This window comes from Streptomyces sp. NPDC050164, assembly GCF_044459945.1.
GTDB classification, from domain to species: Bacteria; Actinomycetota; Actinomycetes; order Streptomycetales; family Streptomycetaceae; genus Streptomyces; species Streptomyces coeruleorubidus_A.
Genome location: NZ_JBITJK010000014.1, coordinates 116,718 through 136,132, shown reverse-complemented (window position 1 = coordinate 136,132; position 19,415 = coordinate 116,718). Strand labels below are relative to the sequence as shown.

General features: G+C 71.4%; 13 protein-coding genes and 3 pseudogenes. 13 read left to right on the top strand and 3 right to left on the bottom strand.

Annotation, left to right across the window (positions count from 1 at the left end):
- Window positions 1-35: 35 nt before the first annotated feature.
- A complete protein-coding gene (locus tag ACIBNA_RS20625; RefSeq protein WP_399166601.1) occupies window positions 36-1,610 on the bottom strand; it encodes an alpha/beta hydrolase in 1,575 nt (524 codons plus the stop codon).
- Window positions 1,611-1,747: 137 nt separating this feature from the next.
- A complete protein-coding gene (locus tag ACIBNA_RS20620) occupies window positions 1,748-2,788 on the bottom strand; it encodes an Rv2578c family radical SAM protein (protein WP_399166600.1) in 1,041 nt (346 codons plus the stop codon).
- 171 nt (window positions 2,789-2,959) lie between these two features.
- Here ACIBNA_RS20620 and ACIBNA_RS20615 point away from each other — a divergent pair, with 171 nt between their 5' ends.
- The 12 genes and pseudogenes from ACIBNA_RS20615 to ACIBNA_RS20560 all read left to right on the top strand — a co-directional run bounded on the left by ACIBNA_RS20615 (window position 2,960) and on the right by ACIBNA_RS20560 (window position 17,176).
- Window positions 2,960-3,403, top strand: a complete 444-nt coding sequence (locus ACIBNA_RS20615) for an SRPBCC family protein (RefSeq protein WP_388054221.1) — start codon at window positions 2,960-2,962, stop codon at window positions 3,401-3,403.
- Window positions 3,404-3,560: 157 nt separating this feature from the next.
- Complete coding sequence (locus tag ACIBNA_RS20610) at window positions 3,561-5,951, top strand: MFS transporter (RefSeq protein ID WP_399166599.1); 2,391 nt, start codon at window positions 3,561-3,563, stop codon at window positions 5,949-5,951.
- A gap of 145 nt (window positions 5,952-6,096) precedes the next feature.
- Window positions 6,097-6,326 (top strand): annotated as a pseudogene (locus ACIBNA_RS20605) (PAS domain-containing protein); the annotation flags it as partial.
- Between the two features lie 165 nt (window positions 6,327-6,491).
- Window positions 6,492-6,731 (top strand): annotated as a pseudogene (locus ACIBNA_RS20600) (ATP-binding cassette domain-containing protein); the annotation flags it as partial.
- Window positions 6,732-6,828: 97 nt separating this feature from the next.
- Window positions 6,829-8,220, top strand: coding sequence for an NAD(P)/FAD-dependent oxidoreductase (locus ACIBNA_RS20595; protein WP_399166598.1), 1,392 nt, complete (start codon window positions 6,829-6,831; stop codon window positions 8,218-8,220).
- Between the two features lie 98 nt (window positions 8,221-8,318).
- On the top strand, window positions 8,319-9,410 hold the full coding sequence (locus ACIBNA_RS20590) for an SGNH/GDSL hydrolase family protein (RefSeq protein WP_399166597.1): 1,092 nt from the start codon (window positions 8,319-8,321) through the stop codon (window positions 9,408-9,410).
- Between the two features lie 76 nt (window positions 9,411-9,486).
- Window positions 9,487-10,320, top strand: coding sequence for a M55 family metallopeptidase (locus ACIBNA_RS20585; RefSeq protein WP_399166596.1), 834 nt, complete (start codon window positions 9,487-9,489; stop codon window positions 10,318-10,320).
- Entirely contained in the window at window positions 10,313-11,626 is a 1,314-nt protein-coding gene (locus tag ACIBNA_RS20580) for a M20/M25/M40 family metallo-hydrolase (protein ID WP_399166595.1), read from the top strand. The genes ACIBNA_RS20585 and ACIBNA_RS20580 overlap by 8 nt, the downstream gene beginning before the upstream one ends.
- A gap of 17 nt (window positions 11,627-11,643) precedes the next feature.
- Entirely contained in the window at window positions 11,644-13,635 is a 1,992-nt protein-coding gene (locus tag ACIBNA_RS20575; RefSeq protein ID WP_399166594.1) for a prolyl oligopeptidase family serine peptidase, read from the top strand.
- Entirely contained in the window at window positions 13,632-14,564 is a 933-nt protein-coding gene (locus tag ACIBNA_RS20570) for an LD-carboxypeptidase (protein WP_399166593.1), read from the top strand. The genes ACIBNA_RS20575 and ACIBNA_RS20570 overlap by 4 nt, the downstream gene beginning before the upstream one ends.
- A 147-nt stretch (window positions 14,565-14,711) precedes the next feature.
- Complete coding sequence (locus ACIBNA_RS20565; protein ID WP_399166641.1) at window positions 14,712-16,490, top strand: CocE/NonD family hydrolase; 1,779 nt, start codon at window positions 14,712-14,714, stop codon at window positions 16,488-16,490.
- 462 nt (window positions 16,491-16,952) lie between these two features.
- Window positions 16,953-17,176, top strand: a pseudogene (locus tag ACIBNA_RS20560) (hypothetical protein).
- Between the two features lie 648 nt (window positions 17,177-17,824).
- Here ACIBNA_RS20560 and ACIBNA_RS20555 read toward each other — a convergent pair.
- Window positions 17,825-18,277 (bottom strand): MerR family transcriptional regulator, encoded by a 453-nt coding sequence (locus ACIBNA_RS20555; RefSeq protein WP_399166592.1) that lies wholly within the window; start codon window positions 18,275-18,277, stop codon window positions 17,825-17,827.
- 196 nt (window positions 18,278-18,473) lie between these two features.
- Between ACIBNA_RS20555 and ACIBNA_RS20550 the strand changes: the two genes are divergently transcribed.
- Complete coding sequence (locus ACIBNA_RS20550) at window positions 18,474-19,286, top strand: MBL fold metallo-hydrolase (protein ID WP_399166591.1); 813 nt, start codon at window positions 18,474-18,476, stop codon at window positions 19,284-19,286.
- Window positions 19,287-19,415 lie beyond the last annotated feature (129 nt).

Below are 19,415 nucleotides of genomic sequence, written 5' to 3'. Positions count from 1 at the left end.
CAACGCCCGCCCCCGACGGATCGACCCTCAACTGCTCAGCCGCGGAAGCCGAGCAGGCCGTGCAGTGTCGAGCCCTTCGATGAGGCCGAGGCCTTCGCCGCCGCCGGCTTCGGGTCGGGCAGGGCCGCGCACACCGCGTCCGCCTCGCCGTACCCGCGCGGCACGGTGCCGTCGGACAGATGCGCCGCCAGATGCTTGTCCAGGCAGGCGTTCCCGCTGAGCGTGATGCCGTGGTTGCCGCCGCCTTCCTCGACCACCAGGCTGGAGCGCGCCAGCAGATGGTGGACGGTGACAGCGCCCTCGAACGGGGTGGCCGCGTCGCCGGTCGCCTGGAACAGCAGGGCGGGCGGCAGCTTGCCGTTGGCGATGTTCACCGGCTTCAGTGAGTGTGTCGGCCAGAACGTGCACGGCGCGTTGTACCAGGCGTTGTTCCAGGCCATGAACGGCGCCTTCTCGTACACCGCCCAGTTGTCCTCGCGCCACTGGCGCCAGTCGCCCGGCCAGTCGGCGTCCCGGCACTGCACCGAGGCGTAGACGCTGTAGCCGTTGTCGCCGGAGGCGTCGACCGCACCGAGGTCGTCGTAGGCCTCGACCAGCGGCTCGGGGTTCCTGTCGTTCACGTACGCCGCGAACGCCTCGGCCAGATGGGGCCAGTAGCCGTTGTAGTAGCCGCCCGGGACGAAGGTGTCCTCCAGCTCCGCGGGCCCCACCGTGCCGCCCGCCGGCTTCTTCGCGAGGGCCGCCCGCATCGTGTACCACTTGGCCTCGATCCGCTCCGGATCGGTGCCGAGCCGGTATGTCGAGTCATGCCTGGCGACCCAGGCCATGAACGCGCGGTGGCGGTCGTTGAAGGCCATGTCCTGGTTGAGGTTGGCGTCGTACCAGACCTCCGTGGGGTCGACGACCGAGTCCAGGACCAGTCGCCGGACGCGCTCCGGGAAGAGCTTGGCGTAGACCGCGCCCAGGTAGGTGCCGTACGAGTAGCCGAGGTAGTTGATCCTCTTCGCGCCCAGGGCCTGCCGGATCGCGTCCATGTCGCGCACCGCGCTGGTCGTGTCGAGGTACGGCAGCAGATGGCCGTACTTCTCGGCGCAGGCGGCGGCGAAGGACTTGGCGCGGGCCAGGTTCGCCTTCTCGATCGCGGGTGTGGTCGGCAGGGAGTCCGGGCGGACCGGGTCGAAGTGGCCGGGCCGGCAGTCCAGCGCGGGCCTGCTCGCGCCCACGCCGCGCGGGTCGAAGCCGATGACGTCGTACTGGGCCGCGACCTTCTCGGGCAGCGAGGACGCGACGAATCCGGCGAGCGTCAGACCGCTGCCGCCGGGGCCGCCGGGGTTGACCAGGAGCGGGCCCTGGTACGTCTTGGCGGTGTGCGGGACGCGGGACAGGGCGAGGGTGATCCGCTGTCCGCGTGGCCTGCGGTGGTCCAGCGGCACCTTCAGGGACGCGCACTGGAGGGTCGGGTACTTCTCGGTGGCGCAGTTCTTCCATCTGGGTTTCGCGGCGTGCACGGGCTCCGCGGTGCGCGGTGCGCTCGCCTCGGCGGGAACGGCCGTGAAGGTAGCGGCCATGACGACGGCGGCGCCGCACAGCGCGGCTGCGCGTTTTCTCATGGAGTCCTCCCAGGACGGCGGGATGGAGGACCGCGAGGGTCACCGTCCTCGCCGCATCGTCCCGGAAGGAGGTCTTGGAAGAACTCATTCGGTCACTGTCATGACCCGGATGGATCTCTGGATGCGCTCGAACGCTCCTAAAGGAGCGAGAGTTGAGTCGGCCCGGACACCGGGGGCTCCTCGGCAGGCTCAGGGGGCCGGATCCGGCGCGGCGTGTCTGCGCGCGTGGGCCCGATGCCGTACTCCTCGGCCAGTTCGTGCACCTGACGGGTGATCCGGCGCTGGTACCACTTCGGGGCGTAGGAACCCTCCGCGTACAGCCGCTCGTAGCGCGCCACCAGGTACGGATGGTGCTGCCCCAGCCAGGCCATGAACCACTCGCGGGCGCCGGGCCGCAGGTGCAGCACCAGCGGGGTGACGGACGTGGCGCCGGAGGCCGCGATCGCCCGCACGGTGGCCCGCAGTTGGGCCGGGTGGTCGCTCAGGAACGGGATCACCGGTGCCATCAGCACACCGCAGCCGATGCCGTGCTCGCCGAAGGTCCGTACGACCTCCAGGCGCCGCTCGGGCGCGGGCGTGCCCGGTTCGACGGTGCGCCACAGCTCCTGTTCGGTGAAGCCGACCGAGACGGAGATGCCGACGTCGGTCACCTCCGCCGCCTGTTTGATCAGGTCCAGGTCGCGCAGGATGAGCGTGCCCTTGGTCAGGATCGAGAAGGGGTTCGCGTGGTCGCGCAGGGCCGAGATGATGCCCGGCATCAGGCGGTAGCGGCCCTCGGCGCGCTGGTAGCAGTCCACGTTCGTGCCCATCGCGATGTGCTCGCCCTGCCAGCGGCGCGAGCCGAGCTGCCGGCGCAGCAGTTCCGGCGCGTTGATCTTGACCACGATCTGGGAGTCGAAGCCGAGGCCCGTGTCGAGGTCCAGATAGCTGTGCGTCTTGCGCGCGAAGCAGTACACACACGCGTGTGAGCAGCCGCGATAGGGATTGACCGTCCACTGGAACGACATCCGGGAGACCGCCGGCACCCGGTTGATGATCGAGCGGGCCCGGACTTCGTGGAAGGTGATCCCGCGGAACTCCGGTGTGTCGAACTGGACCGATGTAACTGCGTCCGCGCCGAACAGCGCGGTGTCGGCCCGGCTGTGTTCGGAGTCCTCTGTGAGGTTGTCCCAGCGCATGACGCCTCCTCGGTAGCACTGACCACAGAATAGAACACATGTTCCCTTGATCGTGCGAGGGTGTTTTCCGAACGTGTTCGACCGGGTTGGGCGACCCCGATTTGGGGGGCCGGGCAGCGGGGTGGTTGGCTTGCCCCGACCCCCCGAGAACCCATGTCCTGGAGGAACCCGATGGCGCAGGTCGAGGCCACTACGGAGCGGATCGTCGCGGCGGACGCGGAGACGGTGTTCGACGCCCTCGCCGACTACAGCGGCACGCGCGCGAAGCTGCTGCCCGAGCAGTTCAGTGAGTACGAGGTCCGGGAGGGCGGTGACGGCGAGGGCACGCTCGTCCACTGGAAGCTCCAGGCCACCAGCAAGCGCGTGCGCGACTGCCTCCTGGAGGTCAGTGAGCCCACCGACGGCGAGCTGGTCGAGAAGGACCGCAACTCCTCCATGGTCACCACCTGGCGGGTCACCCCGGCCGGCGACGGCAAGTCCCGGGTCGTGGTGACCACCACCTGGGCCGGCGCCGGCGGCATCGGCGGCTTCTTCGAGAAGACCTTCGCGCCCAAGGGCCTCGGCCGGATCTACGACGCGCTGCTCGCCCGGCTCGCCGCCGAGGTCGAGAAGTAGACTCCCTCAAACCGGGAATTTCCAGGGGCCGTTGTGCCCCCTCACCGGTTCGGGTGATCTCCGTTCGGCTCCGACTTGTGCCGTAACTCGTCGTGCTTGCTCGTAGTTGTCGCTTTTACGCGGGAATTGTGCGGCAGCGCGACGAGGGGAGCGGTAGGTGGGCGGGATCACTCTGGCGCGGGACGAACCGGCGGTGGCACCTCCCGAACCTCCCGCCCCACCACATGCCCCGACAGCCGAACTGAGCCCGCGCAGGGTGCGGTTGGTCTTCGTCGCACTCATGCCGGCCCTGCTCCTCGCCGCCCTGGAGCAGATGATCGTCGCCACCGCGCTCCCGAAGATCGTCGGTGAGCTGCACGGCCTGGACCGGATGTCCTGGGCGATCACCGCCTACCTGCTCACCGCGACCGTCGGACTGCCGATCTACGGCAAACTCGGCGATCTGCTCGGCCGCAAGGGCGTCTTCCAGTTCGCGATCGTCGTCTTCGTCGCCGGCTCCGCGCTCGCGGGCCGGGCGCAGACCATGGATCAGCTGATCGCCTTCCGCGCCCTCCAGGGCGTCGGCGCGGGCGGCCTCATGATCGGTGTCCAGGCGATCATCGCGGACATCGTGCCCGCCCGGCGGCGCGGCCGCTACATGGGCCTGATCGGCGCCGCCTTCGGACTCGCCTCCGTGGCCGGGCCCCTGCTCGGCGGCTACTTCACCGACCACCTCTCCTGGCGCTGGTGCTTCTACGTCAACGTGCCCTTCGGCCTGGTCACGCTGGCCGTCGTCGCCGTCGCGCTGAAGCTCCCGAAACCGGCCGGCAAGGCACGGCTGGACATCCTCGGCGCGCTGCTGCTGATCGCAGCCTCCATCTGCCTGGTCCTGCTGACCAGTTGGGGCGGCACCACGTACGCCTGGGACTCGCGCATGATCCTCGGCCTCGGCGCCGGAGCGGCGGTGGCGACCGTCCTCTTCCTCGTCGCCGAGCACTTCGCCGCCGAACCCCTCATCCCGCTGCGGCTGTTCAGGGACTCCGTCTTCAACGTCACCGGCCTGATCGGCCTGGTGATCGGAGCCGGGCTGTTCGGCGCCGCCAGCTATCTGCCGACCTACCTCCAGATGGTCGACGGAGCCTCCGCCACCGAGTCGGGCCTGCTCATGCTGCCCATGATGGCCGGCATCGTCGGCGCCTCGATCATCGCCGGACAGCTCATCAGCCACACCGGCCGCTACAAGGCCTACCCGATCCTCGGCGGCGCCCTCTCCGCCGCCGGCATGTGGCTGCTGTCCCGCCTCGACGCCGACACGCCCCGGCTGCACTACAGCATCTGGATGGCCGTCCTCGGCGCCGGCATCGGCATGGTGATGCCCGTGCTGATCCTCGCCGTGCAGAACTCGGTGCGCCCCGCCGACCTCGGCACCGCCACCAGCGCCAACAACTACTTCCGGCAGATCGGCGGCAGCGTCGGCGCCGCCGTCTTCGGCACCCTCTTGGCCGACCGGCTCGCCGACGCCCTGGCCCACCACCTGCCCACGCGCGCGGACGACCGGCTCCCCGACCCCGAGTCCATCACCCCGCAGCTCGTGCGCGACCTGCCCCCGGCGCTGCGCGACGGCTACATCGGGGCGTACGCCGACGCCATGCCGCGGATCTTCCTCTACCTGGTGCCGGTGCTCGTCCTCGGACTGGTCATCGCCCTCTTCCTCAAGGAGAAACCCCTGGTGTCCCACAACGTTTCCGTCACCGACCCGGACACGGCGCCGGGGAGCACCCCGATCCCGCAGGCGCGCGCTCCCCACACCGCCGGGATCCCCGTCTGCGGCTCGGTGCAGCACCACGACGGGACCGTCGTACCGCGCGCGGCGCTCACGCTCATCGACGTCACCGGACAGCAGACCGGGCGCGGCGCCAGCGGCGAGGACGGGCGCTACGCGCTGGCCACCCCCGGCCCCGGCGCGTACGTGCTGATCGCCGCCGCGGGCGGCCACCAGCCGCAGGCGGTCTCCGTGACCGTCGGCGAGCGCCCCGTCGAACTGGACATCGTCCTGGGCGGCGCGGGGAACCTCGTCGGCAGCGTGGTCACCGCCGACGGCACACCCGTACGGGACGCCAGCGTCACCCTCACCAATGTGCACGGCGAGGTCGTGGCCACCACCCGCAGCGGCCGCGAGGGCGGCTACGTCATCACCGACCTCGTGGCCGGCGAGTACACCCTCGCCGCCAGCGCCCCCGCCTTCCGCCCGGCCGCGCTCCCCGTCACCGTCCAGGCCGCCCGCGAGACCCGCCGGGACATCGAACTGGCCGGCGGCGCCGTCCTGCGCGGCACCGTCCGGGCGGGCGGCGGCCGGCCCGTCGAGGACGCGCGCGTGACCCTGCTGGACGTGGCCGGCAACGTCGTCGACACGCTCACCACCGGCCCCGACGGCACGTTCCGGTTCGTCGACCTGTCCTCCGGCGAGTACACCGTCATCGCCGCCGGTTACCCGCCCGTCGCCACCGTGCTCCAGGTGGCCGGCGGCGGCCGCACCGAGCGGGACCTCCAGCTGGGGCACGAGGACTGAACCCGCACCGGCGCGCGGGGTCGTACGCAGGTGCGTACCCCGCGCGAGGATTTCCCGCATTGCCGCACATGGCAACCGGCGGTCGCCCTACGGTGGTGACGCTGGCACAGATCTTGCGGATCCGTGGGGAGAGAGGGCCTGGGCCATGGACCGTGGCACCGCGAGGGACACACCCGCCGGCCCCGGGGCCGGGCACGGCTCGGTGACACAAGCCACCGAACCCGGCCGTGTCCCCCCCTGGCCGTGGTCGTCGTCGACCGCGAAGGCCTCGTGTCCCACTGGAGCCGGGGCGCACGGCGCCTGTTCGGCGTCCCCAAGGACGAGGCGATCGGCCGTGCGGCCCTCGACCTGCTCCCGGTCTCCGGCGCACTCCCCACACCTCGCTGCTGGTCACCGTCTCCGCCGCCGAGCTGATGTCCGAGGGACGGCTCATCACCTCGGCCACCTTCCGGGCCCTGGAGGTGTACCTGGTCATCGCGGCGATCTACTTCGCCCTGTGCTACCCGCTGTCCCAACTGCTGCGAGGTCGGCCGGGGCAGCATCGTCAGCGTCATCGGGCAGAGCGGGGGCGGCAAGACGACCCTGATGCGCTGCGTCAACCTGCTGGAAAGCCCGGACCGAGGCACCGTAGATGCAGCCGGGGAGGTCGTCCACCAGGGCGGCCGCATGGTCTGCCGCGACCTGCCCCGGCTGCGCCGCACGGTCGGCATGGTCTTCCAGCGGTTCCATCTGTTCCCGCACCTGACCGCCGTGGAGAACGTGGTGCTCGCGCAGCGCAAGGCCGGGGTGCCCGAACAGCAGGCCATGGAGCGGGCCGTGGCGCTGCTGCGGCGGGTCGGGGTGGCTCGTCACCCACGAACTGCCCTTCGCCCGGGAGGTGTCCGACCACGTCGTGTTCGTCGACGGCGGCCGCATCGTCGAGGAGGACCGGCCCGAGGACGTCTGGACACCCCGCCGAGGCCCGCACCAGGGAGTTCCTCGCGTCGTACGGGAACGCGTCATGAGCGCCGTGCCGGGCCCCGTCGTCGTGGTGGGCGGCGGCGTGGTCGGGCTGTGCACGGCCGACTACCTGGCCGCCGCGGGGCTGCAGGTGGAGGTGGTCGAGCGGCGCCGGCTCGGGTCCGGGGCGTCCCGGGGCAACGCCGGCTGGGTCTGCCTCAGCCACTCGACGCCGGTACCGGCCCCGGGCGTGGTGCGCTACGCCCTGCGCTCGCTGGGCCGCCCCGACTCCCCGCTCTATCTGCGGCCGCTTCCGGACCCGGCGTTCGTACGGTGGCTGTGGCGGTTCAGGCGCAGCAGCACACCGGCCGTCTTCCGGCGCGGCTACGCGGCGATCGCCGAGCTGAACCGCGAGACCTTCGGCCTGTTCGACGGATTGCGCGAGGCCGGGGTCGACACGACGCTGACCCGGCCCGGGACGGTGCACGCCTTCCTGTCGCCGGCCGAGGCCCGCCACCACCTCGCGATCCAGCGGGAGATGGCGGACGGGCACTACCCCGTGCCCGACGACATCGTCACGGGCGCCGGGGCGCACCTGCTGGACGAGGCGCTGTCACCGGCCGTGCGCGCGGCCTACCTCGTGGCGGGGGAGGGGGTGGTCGATCTGGAGGCGTTCGCGCGTGCCCTGGGGGAGGCGCTGGCCGCCTCGGGTGTGAAGATCCACGAGAACGCCGAGGTCACCGGGTTCCGGACGGCGGGCGGCCGGGTCACCGCCCTGCGCACCGCCGACAGGGAACTGCCCTGCGCGGCGGTCGTCGCCGCCGGCATGCGCTCGCCGGATCTGCTCGGGGTGCTGGGCCGCCATCTGCCCCTCCAGGCCGGCAAGGGCTACAGCTTCTCCGTGGACCTGGATCCGGCGCCGCGGCACACGCTGTACTTCGGCGAGCGCCGGGCGGTCGCCTCACCGATCGGCGGCACCACGCGGATCGGCGGCACGATGGAGCTCAGCGGCAACAACAAACCGTCTCGACTGGCGCCGTGTCGTCGCGGTCGCCCTCGCCGGCCGGCACTACCTGGGCCGCTGGTTCGACGACCCGGACGACCTGGTCGGCCTGATCCGGGACCCCTGGGTGGGCGGCCGTTCCTCCCCGACGGGCTCCCGGTGATCGACCGCGTCCCGGGACACGACAACGCCTTCGCGGCAACCGGCCACGGCATGCTCGGGGTCACCCTGGGCCCGGTCACCGGGCACCGGCTCGCCGAGTACGTCGTCACCGGGCGGCGGCCCGAGGCCCTCGTGCCCTTCCGCTTCGACCGGCTGCGGAGCTGAGCGCGGACGCGGCCTGGCGGGCGAGGATTTTGTCGGTGTACGGTCATGCTGCCCCGGTCCCGTGCACCTGCCTCGTCCCCCGGAGGACAGTCATGCCGATGCCCTGGTTACGGATCCTGGTCGCGTCGACGGCGGCGCTGGTGCTGGCCTGCCCGTCCGCCACCGCCACCGCCGCCACGCCGGACAAGGACGGAGTGCGGGCGAGCGTGCACACGGCCGGGCGGGTCAAGGACGCCGGCGACGTGCTCCAGTACAGCTGGCCCGGCGTGTACTTCGAGGGCCGGTTCCGCGGCACCGGCGTGGGCGTCGTGCTCGACGACCCGGCCGCCGACTACGACGTCCAGGTCGACGGAGCCACCGTCGCGACCCTCGTCACGCCGGGCCGCACCACCCACTGGATCAACGGCCTGCGCGACGGCGTGCACACCGTCCGGCTCGTCAAGCGCAACGACACCCCCTGGAGCACCAGCTCCTTCGGCGGCTTCGTCGCCGCGCCGGGCGGCACCGTCCTCAGTAGACCGGCCGCGCGCAGCCGCCAGATCGAGTTTGTCGGCGACTCCCTCACGGCGGGCTACGGCAACCTCTCGACCTCCCGCGACTGCACCGACGAGCAGCTCAAGCGCACCACCAACGCCGACGTGAGCTACGGCGCCCTCACCGCCCGGCGGCTGCGCGCCGACTACCAGATCAACGCGTATTCGGGCCTGGGCATGGTGCGCAACTACAACGGCGGGTCGCCGGAGGTGAACTACCGCACCTTCTACGACCGTGCGCTGCTGAACGTGCCCGGCGACGTCTGGCAGAACCCCGGCACCTGGCGGCCGCAGCTCGTCGTGGTCCACCTCGGCACCAACGACTTCTCGACCCCCGTCAACCCGGGCGAGCCATGGACGGACGAGAGCCTCGCCGCCGCCTACCGGAGTGCCTACAGCGGCTTCCTCCAGAAGCTGCGGACGCGCTACGGGCCCGGGACCACCGTCCTGGCCGTCGGCACCGGACCGTTCGCCGGACACGTCGAGCAGGTGGTCGAGGAACGCAGGGGCGCGGGCGACCACCGGGTCCGCTACTGGCGCCTCGACGACACGGGCCTGGACCACACGGGCTGCCACTGGCACTACTCGGCCCGCGACAACCGGCTGCTCGCCGACCGGCTCACCTCGTTCATCACCGACCTGCCGATACGGTGGTGACATGTCGTAGCCGGTTCCGCCCGCAGCGCGTAACGTGACGAACCATGAAGATCTCCACCCGGGGGCACGGCTCGTCATGAGAATCCTCATCAGCGCCGACATGGAGGGCGCCACCGGCGTCACCTGGCCGGACGACGTGATGCCCGGCGCGTCGCAGTGGGAGCGCTGCCGCTCGCTCTTCACCTCGGACGTCAACGCCGCCGTGCTCGGCTTCCACGACGGCGGCGCCGACGAGGTGATCATCAACGAGGCCCACTCGACCATGCGCAATCTGCTGCTGGAGCAACTGGACGAACGGGCTCAGCTGCTCACCGGGCGGCACAAGGCGCTGTCCATGGTGGAGGGCGTGCAGCACGGCGACGTGGACGGCATCGCGTTCGTCGGCTACCACGCGGGCGCCGGCATGGAGGGCGTCCTCGCGCACACCTACCTCGCGAACCAGATCACGGGCGTGTGGCTGAACGACGTACCGGCGAGCGAGGGACTGCTCAACGCCCATGTCGTCGCCGAGTTCGGCGTGCCGGTCGTGCTGGTCACCGGGGACGACGTCGCCTGCGAGGACGCGCTCGGATACGCGCCCGAGGCGCTGAAGGTCGCCGTGAAGGACCACGTCTCGCGGTACGCGGCCGTGTGCCGCACGCCCGCCAGGACCGCGGCCGACATCCGGGCGGCGGCCAAGGAGGCGGCTTCGCTGGCGGTGCGTCACGAACCCGTGCGCGGCGGCCCGTTCACCGTCGCCGTGGAGTTCGACGCCGAGCACCTGGCCATGGCCGCCACCGTCGTGCCGGGTGTGGAGCGGATCGGGGCGCGGAAGGTGGCTTACACGAGCGAGACCATGTACGAGGGCATCCGCGCCTTCAAGGCGGTCACCACGATCGTCTCGGCCGCGGTGGAGGAACAGTATGGCTGAGCAGGCGGACGAGCAGGCGCTGGACGAGGTCGTGACGTTCACGTCCGACCTGATCCGGATCGACACCACCAACCGGGGCGGCGGCGACTGTCAGGAGCGGCCCGCCGCCGAGTACGCCGCCGCGAGGCTGGCCGAGGCCGGGATCGAGCCGACGCTCCTGGAGCGCACCAAGGGCCGCACCAACGTCGTCGCCCGCGTCGAGGGCACCGACCCGTCGGCCGACGCGCTGCTGCTCCACGGCCATCTCGACGTCGTACCCGCCGCGGCCGCCGACTGGAGCGTGTACCCGTTCTCCGGGGAGATCCGCGACGGGGTCGTCTGGGGGCGCGGCGCCGTCGACATGAAGAACATGGACGCGATGATCCTCGCCGTGCTCCGCGCCTGGGCACGCCAGGGCGTCCGGCCCCGGCGGGACATCGTCATCGCGTTCACCGCGGACGAGGAGGCCAGCGCCGAGGACGGCTCCGGGTTCCTCGCCGACGAACACGCCGCGCTGTTCGAGGGTTGCACCGAGGGTGTCAGCGAGGCGGGCGCCTTCACCTTCCACGACGGCGCCGGGCGGCAGATCTACCCCCTATCGGCCGGTGAGCGGGGCACCGCCTGGCTGAAGCTCACCGCGCGCGGCCGGGCCGGGCACGGCTCCAAGGCGAACAAGGCCAACGCGGTCACCCGGCTCGCGGCCGCGATCACCCGGATCGGCGAGCACGAGTGGCCGCTGCGGCTGACCCCGACCGTGCGCGCCGCGCTCACCGAACTCGCCGCGCTGTACGGCGTCGAGCCCGACCTGACCGACGTGGACCGGCTGCTCGACAAGCTCGGCCCGGCCGCCGCGCTCGTCGAGTCGACCATCCGCAACAGCGCCAACCCGACCATGCTGGACGCCGGTTACAAGATCAACGTGATTCCCGGTGAGGCCGTGGCGCACGTGGACGGCCGGTATCTGCCCGGCGGGGAGGACGAGTTCCGCGACACCCTCGACCGGCTCACGGGGCCGGACGTGGAGTGGGAGTTCCACCACCGCGAGGTGGCCCTCCAGGCGCCGGTGGACTCGGCGACGTTCGCCCGGATGCGGGCCGCCGTCGAGGAGTTCGCCCCGGAGGGGCACGTGGTGCCGTTCTGCATGCCCGGCGGCACGGACGCCAAGCAGTTCTCCCGCCTCGGCATCACCGGCTACGGCTTCACACCGCTGAAGCTGCCGGAGGGCTACGACTACTGGGCCATGTTCCACGGCGTCGACGAGCGGGTCCCCGTAGAGGCGCTGCACTTCGGCGTCCGCGTGCTCGACCGGTTCCTGAGGACGGCTTAGGAAAGGTGCGGGAGACGGTGCGGACGCTGGCGTACGGGGCGTGGCCCTCGCCCATCGACGCGGCCCTGGCCGCCGCGCACGACGGGCACCCGGAGTACCTCGGGTTCGTCGGCGACGAGGTGTGGTGGACCGAACCGCGCCCCGCCGAGGCGGGCAGGCGCACCCTGGTGCGGCGGCACGCCGACGGCCGGGAGGAGTCGCTGCTGCCCGCGCCGTGGAACGTGCGCAGCCGGGTCATCGAGTACGGCGGACACCCGTGGGCGGCCCTCGCGCAGGAGGACGGCCGCCCGCTGGTGGTGTTCGTGAACTTCGCCGACCAGCGGCTGTACCGGTACGAGCCGGGCGGCGAGCCGCGTCCGCTCACGCCCGTGTCCGGCGTGGGCGCGGGCCTGCGCTGGGCCGAGCCGCAACTGCGGCCCGAGCGAGGCGAGGTGTGGTGCGTGCTGGAGGAGTTCACCGGCGCCGGACCCACCGATGTGCGCCGTGTCCTGGCCGCCGTACCGCTGGACGGCTCCGCCGCCCGCGACCGGGACGCCGTACGGGAACTCACCGACGACCGGCGCCGGTTCGTCACCGGGCCGAAGCTGTCGCCCGACGGGCGGCGGGCGGCCTGGCTCGCCTGGGACCATCCCCGCATGCCGTGGGACGGCACCGAACTGCTCCTCGCCGACGTCGGCCCCGACGGCACCCTGCACGGCGCCCGGACCGTCGCCGGCGGGCCCGGCGAGTCCATCGCCCAGGCCGACTGGACCCACGACGGCCGACTGCTGCACGCGAGCGACCGCACAGGGTGGTGGAACCTCTACCTCGACGGGGAGCCGCTGTGCCCGCGCGAGGAGGAGTTCGGCGGGGCGCTGTGGAAACTGGGCATGCGCTGGTTCGCGCCGCTCGACAGCGGCCTGATCGCCGTCGTGCACGGCCGGGGCGCCACCGCCCTCGGCATCCTGGACCCCGCGAGCAGTGAGGTCGTCGACGCGGCCGGGCCCTGGACCGAGTTCGCCGCCACCCTCGCGGCGCACGGCGAACGGGTCGTCGCCGTCGGCGCCAGCCCGCGCAGCGCCTACGAGGTCGTCGAGCTGGACGCCCTCCCCCACGCTCGGACAAACTCGCGCGGGGGCACCCCCATCGGCCATGCCCGGGTCATCGGCGCCGAGCACGACGACGCCGTGGACCCCGCCTACTACCCCGAGCCGCGGATCCGCACCTTCACCGGCCCCGACGGCCGCGACATCCACGCCCACATCTACCCGCCGCACCACCCCGGCTGCGTCGCGCCCGGCGACGAACTGCCGCCGTACGTCGTCTGGGCGCACGGCGGGCCCACCGGACGCGCGCCGCTCGTGCTCGACCTGGAGATCGCCTACTTCACCTCGCGCGGCATCGGCGTCGCAGAAGTCAACTACGGCGGCTCCACCGGATACGGCCGCGCCTACCGCGAACGGCTGCGCGAGCAGTGGGGCGCGGTCGACGTCGAGGACTGCGCCGCCGTCGCCCTGGCCCTCGCCGACGAGGGCACCGCCGACCGCGACCGGCTCGCCGTCCGGGGCGGCAGCGCGGGCGGATGGACCGCGGCCGCCTCGCTCACCACGACCGACGTCTACGCCTGCGGCACGATCAAGTACCCCATCCTGGACCTCACCGGCTGGGGCACGGGCGAGACCCACGACTTCGAGTCGCGGTACCTGGAGAGCCTGATCGGGCCGCTCGCCGAAGTGCCCGCCCGCTACACGGAGCGCTCGCCCGCCACCCACGCCGACCGCCTGGACGTGCCGTTCCTGCTGCTCCAGGGCCTGGACGACGTGATCTGCCCGCCCGTCCAGTGCGAGCGGTTCCTGGCCCGGCTCGGGGACCGGCCGGTGCCGCACGCCTACCTCGCCTTCGAGGGGGAGGGGCACGGGTTCCGGCGGGCCGAGACCATGGTGCGCGCCCTGGAGGCCGAACTGTCCCTGTATGCCCAGGTGTTCGGGCTGGATCCACCCGGCATCCCGACCCTGGAGCTCGCCAAGTGAGACAACTGCTGCGACCGCCCCGACTCGCCCCCGGCGCCCGCGTGGCCGTCGTCGCGCCCAGCGGGCCCGTGCCCGAGGAGCGGCTCGAGGCCGGGCTCGACGTCCTGCGCGGCTGGGACCTCGACCCCGTGGTGGCGCCCCATGTGCTCGGCCGCCACCGGGAGTTCGACTACCTGGCCGGTACGGACGCCCAGCGGGCCGCCGACCTCCAGAACGCCTGGTGCGACCCGGCCGTCGCCGCGGTGCTGTGCGCCCGGGGCGGCTACGGGGCGCAGCGCATGGTGGACCTGCTCGACTGGGAGGCGATGCGGGCGGCGGGCCCGAAGGTGTTCGCCGGGTTCAGCGACATCACCGTCCTGCACCAGGCGTTCGCCACCCGCCTGGGACTGGTCACCCTGTACGGCCCGGCGGCGGCCGGCGTCGACTTCCTCAAGAACGCCCGGGCGCAGGAGCATCTGCGGGCGACCCTCTTCGACCCCGAGTCCGTGCGGACCGTCACCGCCGTACCCCCGGGCGGCACCGCGCTGGTGCCCGGACGGGCCCGGGGCGTCACGCTGGGCGGCTGCCTCAGCCTGCTCGCGAGCGACCTCGGCACCCCGCACGCCCTCGCCGGCGCCCGGGGCGGGCTGCTGTTGATCGAGGACGTGGGCGAGAGCCCGTACCGCATCGACCGGTATCTGACCCAACTCCTGCGCACCGGCTGGCTGGACGGCGTCGCCGGGATCGTGCTCGGGTCCTGGGCGGCATGCGGCCCGTACGAGGAACTGCGCGCGGTGCTCGCCGACCGGCTCGGCGGCCTCGGCGTCCCGGTCGTGGAGGAGTTCGGGTTCGGGCACGGCGAGGGCGCGCTGACGATGCCGCTCGGGATCGCGGCCGAACTGGACGCCTCCACGGGCACGTTGACGTTCGAGGCGCCGGCTCTGAGTTGAGCACGCCGCTACTGAAATCCTGTCAAGAAACCCTCGTTCCGGTGATTGACGCCCTCTGACACGTGTCACACCATGACTACTGGCCAGTACCTACTGGTCGGTATCCGGGTTGCCCAGGTTGTCGTCGCCCTCACCGTGGAGGTCCGTGTGTCCCGACGCGTGCCCAGATCCCGCGCACCCCTCGCTCTCGCTCTGGGCGCCGCCCTGGCCGCCCCCCTCGCCCTCACCCCACCCGCCGCCGCGGCCGACCCCTACACCGTCACCCCGCTGAAGTTCACCGTCCAGACCGGCGGCCGCTCCTGCACGATCGACGCCGACCTGTACCGTCCCGCGGGCGTGGACCGCGAACACCCGGCGCCCGCCGTGCTCGGCACGAACGGCTTCGGCGGCAGCAAGTCGGACGGCTCGACGGACACCATCGGCAAGGCCTTCGCCCAGCGCGGCTACGTCTCCCTCGTCTACTCCGGGCTCGGCTTCGGCCGCAGCGGCTGCCTCATCTCCCTCGACGATCCGGACATCGACGGCGCCGCCGCCGCGCAGCTCGTCGACTTCCTGGGCGGCAAACGCGCCGCCGACGACGGCACCACCGCCGACTTCGTCACCCTCGACGCCCCCGGCGACCCACGTGTCGGCATGATCGGCGGCTCCTACGGCGGCGCCGTCCAGCTCGCCACGGCCGCCGCCGACCACCGCCTCGACGCGCTCGTCCCCATGATCACCTGGCACGACCTGGCCTACTCGCTGGACCCCAACAACGCCGTCGGCAGCACCGGCGTCCCCGGCGTCTTCAAGTGGCAGTGGACCAACGGCTTCTACCTCATCGGCGAAGGCCAGCCGCTGCTCCAGCCCAGCCTCGACCCCTCCCGCATCAACTCCCTGACCTGCCTGCACTTCGTCACCCAGGCCTGCCGGACCATCCGCACCCTCAACTCCGGCAGCTACCCCGCCGACCGGACCGCCGAGCTGCTCGCCTTCGCCCACCGCGTCTCCCCGTCGTCCTACCTGCACCGCGTCAAGACGCCCACCCTGCTGGTCCAGGGGCAGGCCGACACCCTCTTCAACCTCAACGAGGCCACGGCGACGTACCGGAAGCTCCGGGCCCAGGGCACCCCCGTGAAGATGATCTGGCAGTCCTGGGGCCACAGCGGCGGGCTCACCGGCCCGGCCACCGGTGAACTCGACCTGTCCAAGGGCAACCTGGAGACCAGCTACGTCGGCCGGCGCGTCCTCGCCTGGTTCGAGCGCCACCTGCGCAAGCAGGCGCACGTCGACACGGGCCCGGCCTTCGCCTACTACCGCGACTGGGTGACCGACCCGGACCGCACCTACGCCACCGCCGACCGCCTCCCCGCCCTCAACCGCACGCTGTACCTCTCCGGCGACGGCAAACTCGTCGACAACCGCCGCAAAGTGGCCCACGGCAGCCGGAGCTACACCAACTGGGCGATCCCCACGAGCCATTCGGAGAGCTCCCTGGCCGGGCTCATCGGAGTGCCGGACACGGCACCGCGCGACACCAAGGGCACCTACCTCGACTGGACGAGCACACCGCTGGAACGCCCCCTGGACGTCGTGGGCGCGCCCCGGGCCACGCTCAGGGTGCACTCCCCGAAGGCCGAGCGCACACAGAACTCCTCCGACGCGGCCGACAAGCTCGTCCTCTTCGCCAAGATCTACGACGTCGCCCCCGACGGCACCCGCACCCTCGTGCGCCGCCTGGTCGCACCGGTCCGGGTACCGGACGTGACCAGGAGCTTCACCGTCACCCTGCCCGGCATCGTGCACCGGTACGAGACCGGGCACCGGCTGCGGTTCGTGATCGCGGCGAGCGACGACGCGTACTTCGGCAACAAGGGGATCAAGCCGGTGACGGTGGTCAGCGATGAGGATGAATTGCATCTGCTGCAACTTCCGACAGTCGGTTGATGCGGTGATTTCCGCTGAGCGGCAGCGCGGGGCGTGAGTGGTGAAGCGCCAGGATCGGGCACGCCTCGTACTGGCCCGGAACGCGGTCCATCTGGACCCAGCCGGCGGTGTCCGATGCCATGCCGAAGGATGGGCCCGCCAACAGGCGGCCCAGTTGCTGAGGTCGGAGACGATCAATCCGAGACTGCGGCTGGTGCGGCGCCTGGAGGAGTTCAGCGGGTTGTATCCGTGGCAGTGGACTCCGGAGGAGGGCTCGATCCCCGCTACGGCTGGGTGCCCGCGTGCATGGAGCGGTTCGGCGAGGTGCCCCGCGAGGTGTTCCATGAGGGCAACTCGGTTGCGCACAGGGTGGAGTTCGAGGCCAACCCGAGTCGGCGTCCGCTGGCCTACGGCGAAATACAGGCCCTGTTCGACGCGGCGGACGCGAGGTCAGGCAAGATCCGGGCGACGCTGCGGCAGCTGATGGCCGAGCACGGGATGTTCCAGACCTCGGACCTGGTGCCCCTGCTTGCTGAGCGCGGAATCAAGCTGTCGCGCGAACAGGTCCACCGGCTGGTGACGCAGTCTCCGCCCTGATCAAGCCGGAGGTGGTCAACGCCCAGGTCCGCAAGACGGCGGAGGGGACCGAGACCCCGACGCCGATCAGTCCACGCCGCACCGCGGTCCGGCGCCCTGGCAAACCGTGAGCGGGCTCTTCCTCAAACGGCAGGGCGTCTGCTCCTGGGCCTGCGCCGCCCTCTCCATTGGCTGTGTCCGGGCGAAGGGAGAGCGTTAGCTTCCCTCGATGTACTTGCCGGGAATCTTCTTCGCTGTCGAACTCGTCGGATAGGCACTGTCCGGGGTGTTCTGAGCCTTGTAGATGTGATCGGCAACGTCCTTCTGGGGGGAGTCCGCCGCACGCGAGTACATCAAGCGGAAAATGGTTTCGCTGGAGGCGCAGGCGAAGCGCGAGTTACACGAGCTGATCGCCAAGGCGACTCTGCCGGTACGACCGCCGGCGCCCGTGTACGGGACTCGCCGGGTGCACCGGACCATCAGTCCTGCGGCGGTCGGTATCCGTTCCGGCCTGCCGACGGCTCGGTAGGAACGGCGCGGGCCCCCTGGCTCCGAAACGTCAGGAGGACGAGCCGCCCGCATTCTTTCGGAATTCGCCGCGTCAGCGCCCTCCTGACGACTACAGCCGGACCGTGAGCAATCTCAGCGCCAACCACGGTTCGATTGATCCATCCGCCGCCAAGTGCAACAGATGCGAACTGGCGACGGTATGCGCATCGTCGCCCTCTAAGGCATCAACCACCCGACCGAACGCGGGAATCGGACTGCTCCGTTGACGCTCACGATAGCGGCTGGTGAGGCGTGGGCGTCATTGGCCCAGGGGGCTGGCCTGCGGGCGTCGTTGACCGCGCGCCCCGCTCCACCAGGGCGGAGCACTCCGGACAGTCGGAGATGACCGGGTGTACGCAGCGCACCAGGTGGGCCAGGAACCGGTCAGCCAGTTCGAGGTTCGCGATGTGTTGGGCGATCCGGGTGCGCTTCGCGTTGACCAGGCCGATGCGGTCGACCCGCTCCCCGGTGGCAAGTTCGCCGATTTCGGCAAGTGACAGCCCGGCCCGCTGGCCGATTTGGATGAGGCGGGCCTGGCCGATGGTCTGGTCGTCGTAGACGCGATGCCCGGAGGGCAGCCTGCGCGGGCTGAGCAGTCCGATGTCTTCCCAGTGTCGGAGGACATGGGTGGCCACCCCGAGCAGGGCGGCCGCATCGCCGATCTTCATTTCCGGTGCGGACATCACACTCCTTTACTTCAGGTCGGCCTGAAGTTATACCGTCCGGTCATCGAAGGCACCAGCCGATCGCGAGAGGGGCAACGTCGCCGTGTCTGACGCTGTGAGATCACCGACGCCGGCCGCGTGCTGCGGCGCGGTCGCAAGCCTGGCAACGGGCCTTGTCCGTCCCCGACGCCCCGACCAGCGGTTTCTACGCGGCTTGACCGACGCGGGGCTGCCGGACACGGCGGTATCGGTCACTGTGTCCGCACTGCGGCAGGTGCCACGGTCGGTGCCCACCGCGATGGTCGTGGAGGGGCGGCGGCAGCCACGGCGAATCGCGAATTCGCTGCTGTCGTTCGTGATCACCCACCCGGAAGCGACGTTCATCGTGGATCCGAGTGTCTGCCTGGATGTCGGCAGCCGCGCCATTGCCGAATTGCCGGCATTCCTGCGGGTCGCGGTGCGTCCCCCGGCCGACACCGTCGCCACCGTTACCGCGCTGCGTGAGCGGCAGAGTTCCGACCTGGATTTCGCGCTGCCGACGCACACGCACTGGGACCACGTGTGCGGGCTGCTCGATCTTCCCGAACTGCCGGTACATCTGCACCGCCGCGAACACGACTGGGTCATGTCAGGCCCTGTCGCACCCGTGGGTGGCGTCCGCGAGTCCCTGCGCGGCCGCGGCATCGTCCAGTACGAACTGGACGGCCCGCCGATACTCACGTTTGCCGCCAGCCACGACCTCTTCGGCGATGGCTCCGTCGTGCTCGTCGACCTCGCCGGACACACCCCTGGCAGCGTCGGAGTTCTGGCGCACACGGCAACGGGCTGGGTACTGCTCGCCGGCGACGCCGCCTGGCACACCGACCAGATCGACCTCATCCGGCAAAAGGCCGGCTACCCCGGCGAGCTCGCCGACGAAGACCGGGACGAGACCTTCCGGACGCTTCACCGCTTACACGCCGTCAAGGACCGAGTCGCGATCATCCCGACACACGACCACCACGCGGCCCAGCAGCTGCCGGCGTGATCATGCCGCTGAACGCTTCGTGAGCACCGTGCCTCAGACAATGCGTTACCTGCCGAGACGCGGTCCGGATCGTGCGTGAAGCGCCTGAGTCTGCCCTCTCCCGAGCCCCTGTCCAGTGCCACCGGGAGC

Bases quoted from the DNA above. Each gene is read 5' to 3' on its own strand.
- ACIBNA_RS20580 (WP_399166595.1), top strand. From the start codon at position 10,313: ATGGCTGAGCAGGCGGACGAGCAGGCGCTGGACGAGGTCGTGACGTTC.
- ACIBNA_RS20620 (WP_399166600.1), bottom strand. From the start codon at position 2,788: ATGCGCTGGGACAACCTCACAGAGGACTCCGAACACAGCCGGGCCGAC.
- ACIBNA_RS20625 (WP_399166601.1), bottom strand. From the start codon at position 1,610: ATGAGAAAACGCGCAGCCGCGCTGTGCGGCGCCGCCGTCGTCATGGCC.
- ACIBNA_RS20615 (WP_388054221.1), top strand. From the start codon at position 2,960: ATGGCGCAGGTCGAGGCCACTACGGAGCGGATCGTCGCGGCGGACGCG.
- ACIBNA_RS20590 (WP_399166597.1), top strand. From the start codon at position 8,319: ATGCCCTGGTTACGGATCCTGGTCGCGTCGACGGCGGCGCTGGTGCTG.
- ACIBNA_RS20555 (WP_399166592.1), bottom strand. From the start codon at position 18,277: ATGTCCGCACCGGAAATGAAGATCGGCGATGCGGCCGCCCTGCTCGGG.
- ACIBNA_RS20585 (WP_399166596.1), top strand. From the start codon at position 9,487: ATGAGAATCCTCATCAGCGCCGACATGGAGGGCGCCACCGGCGTCACC.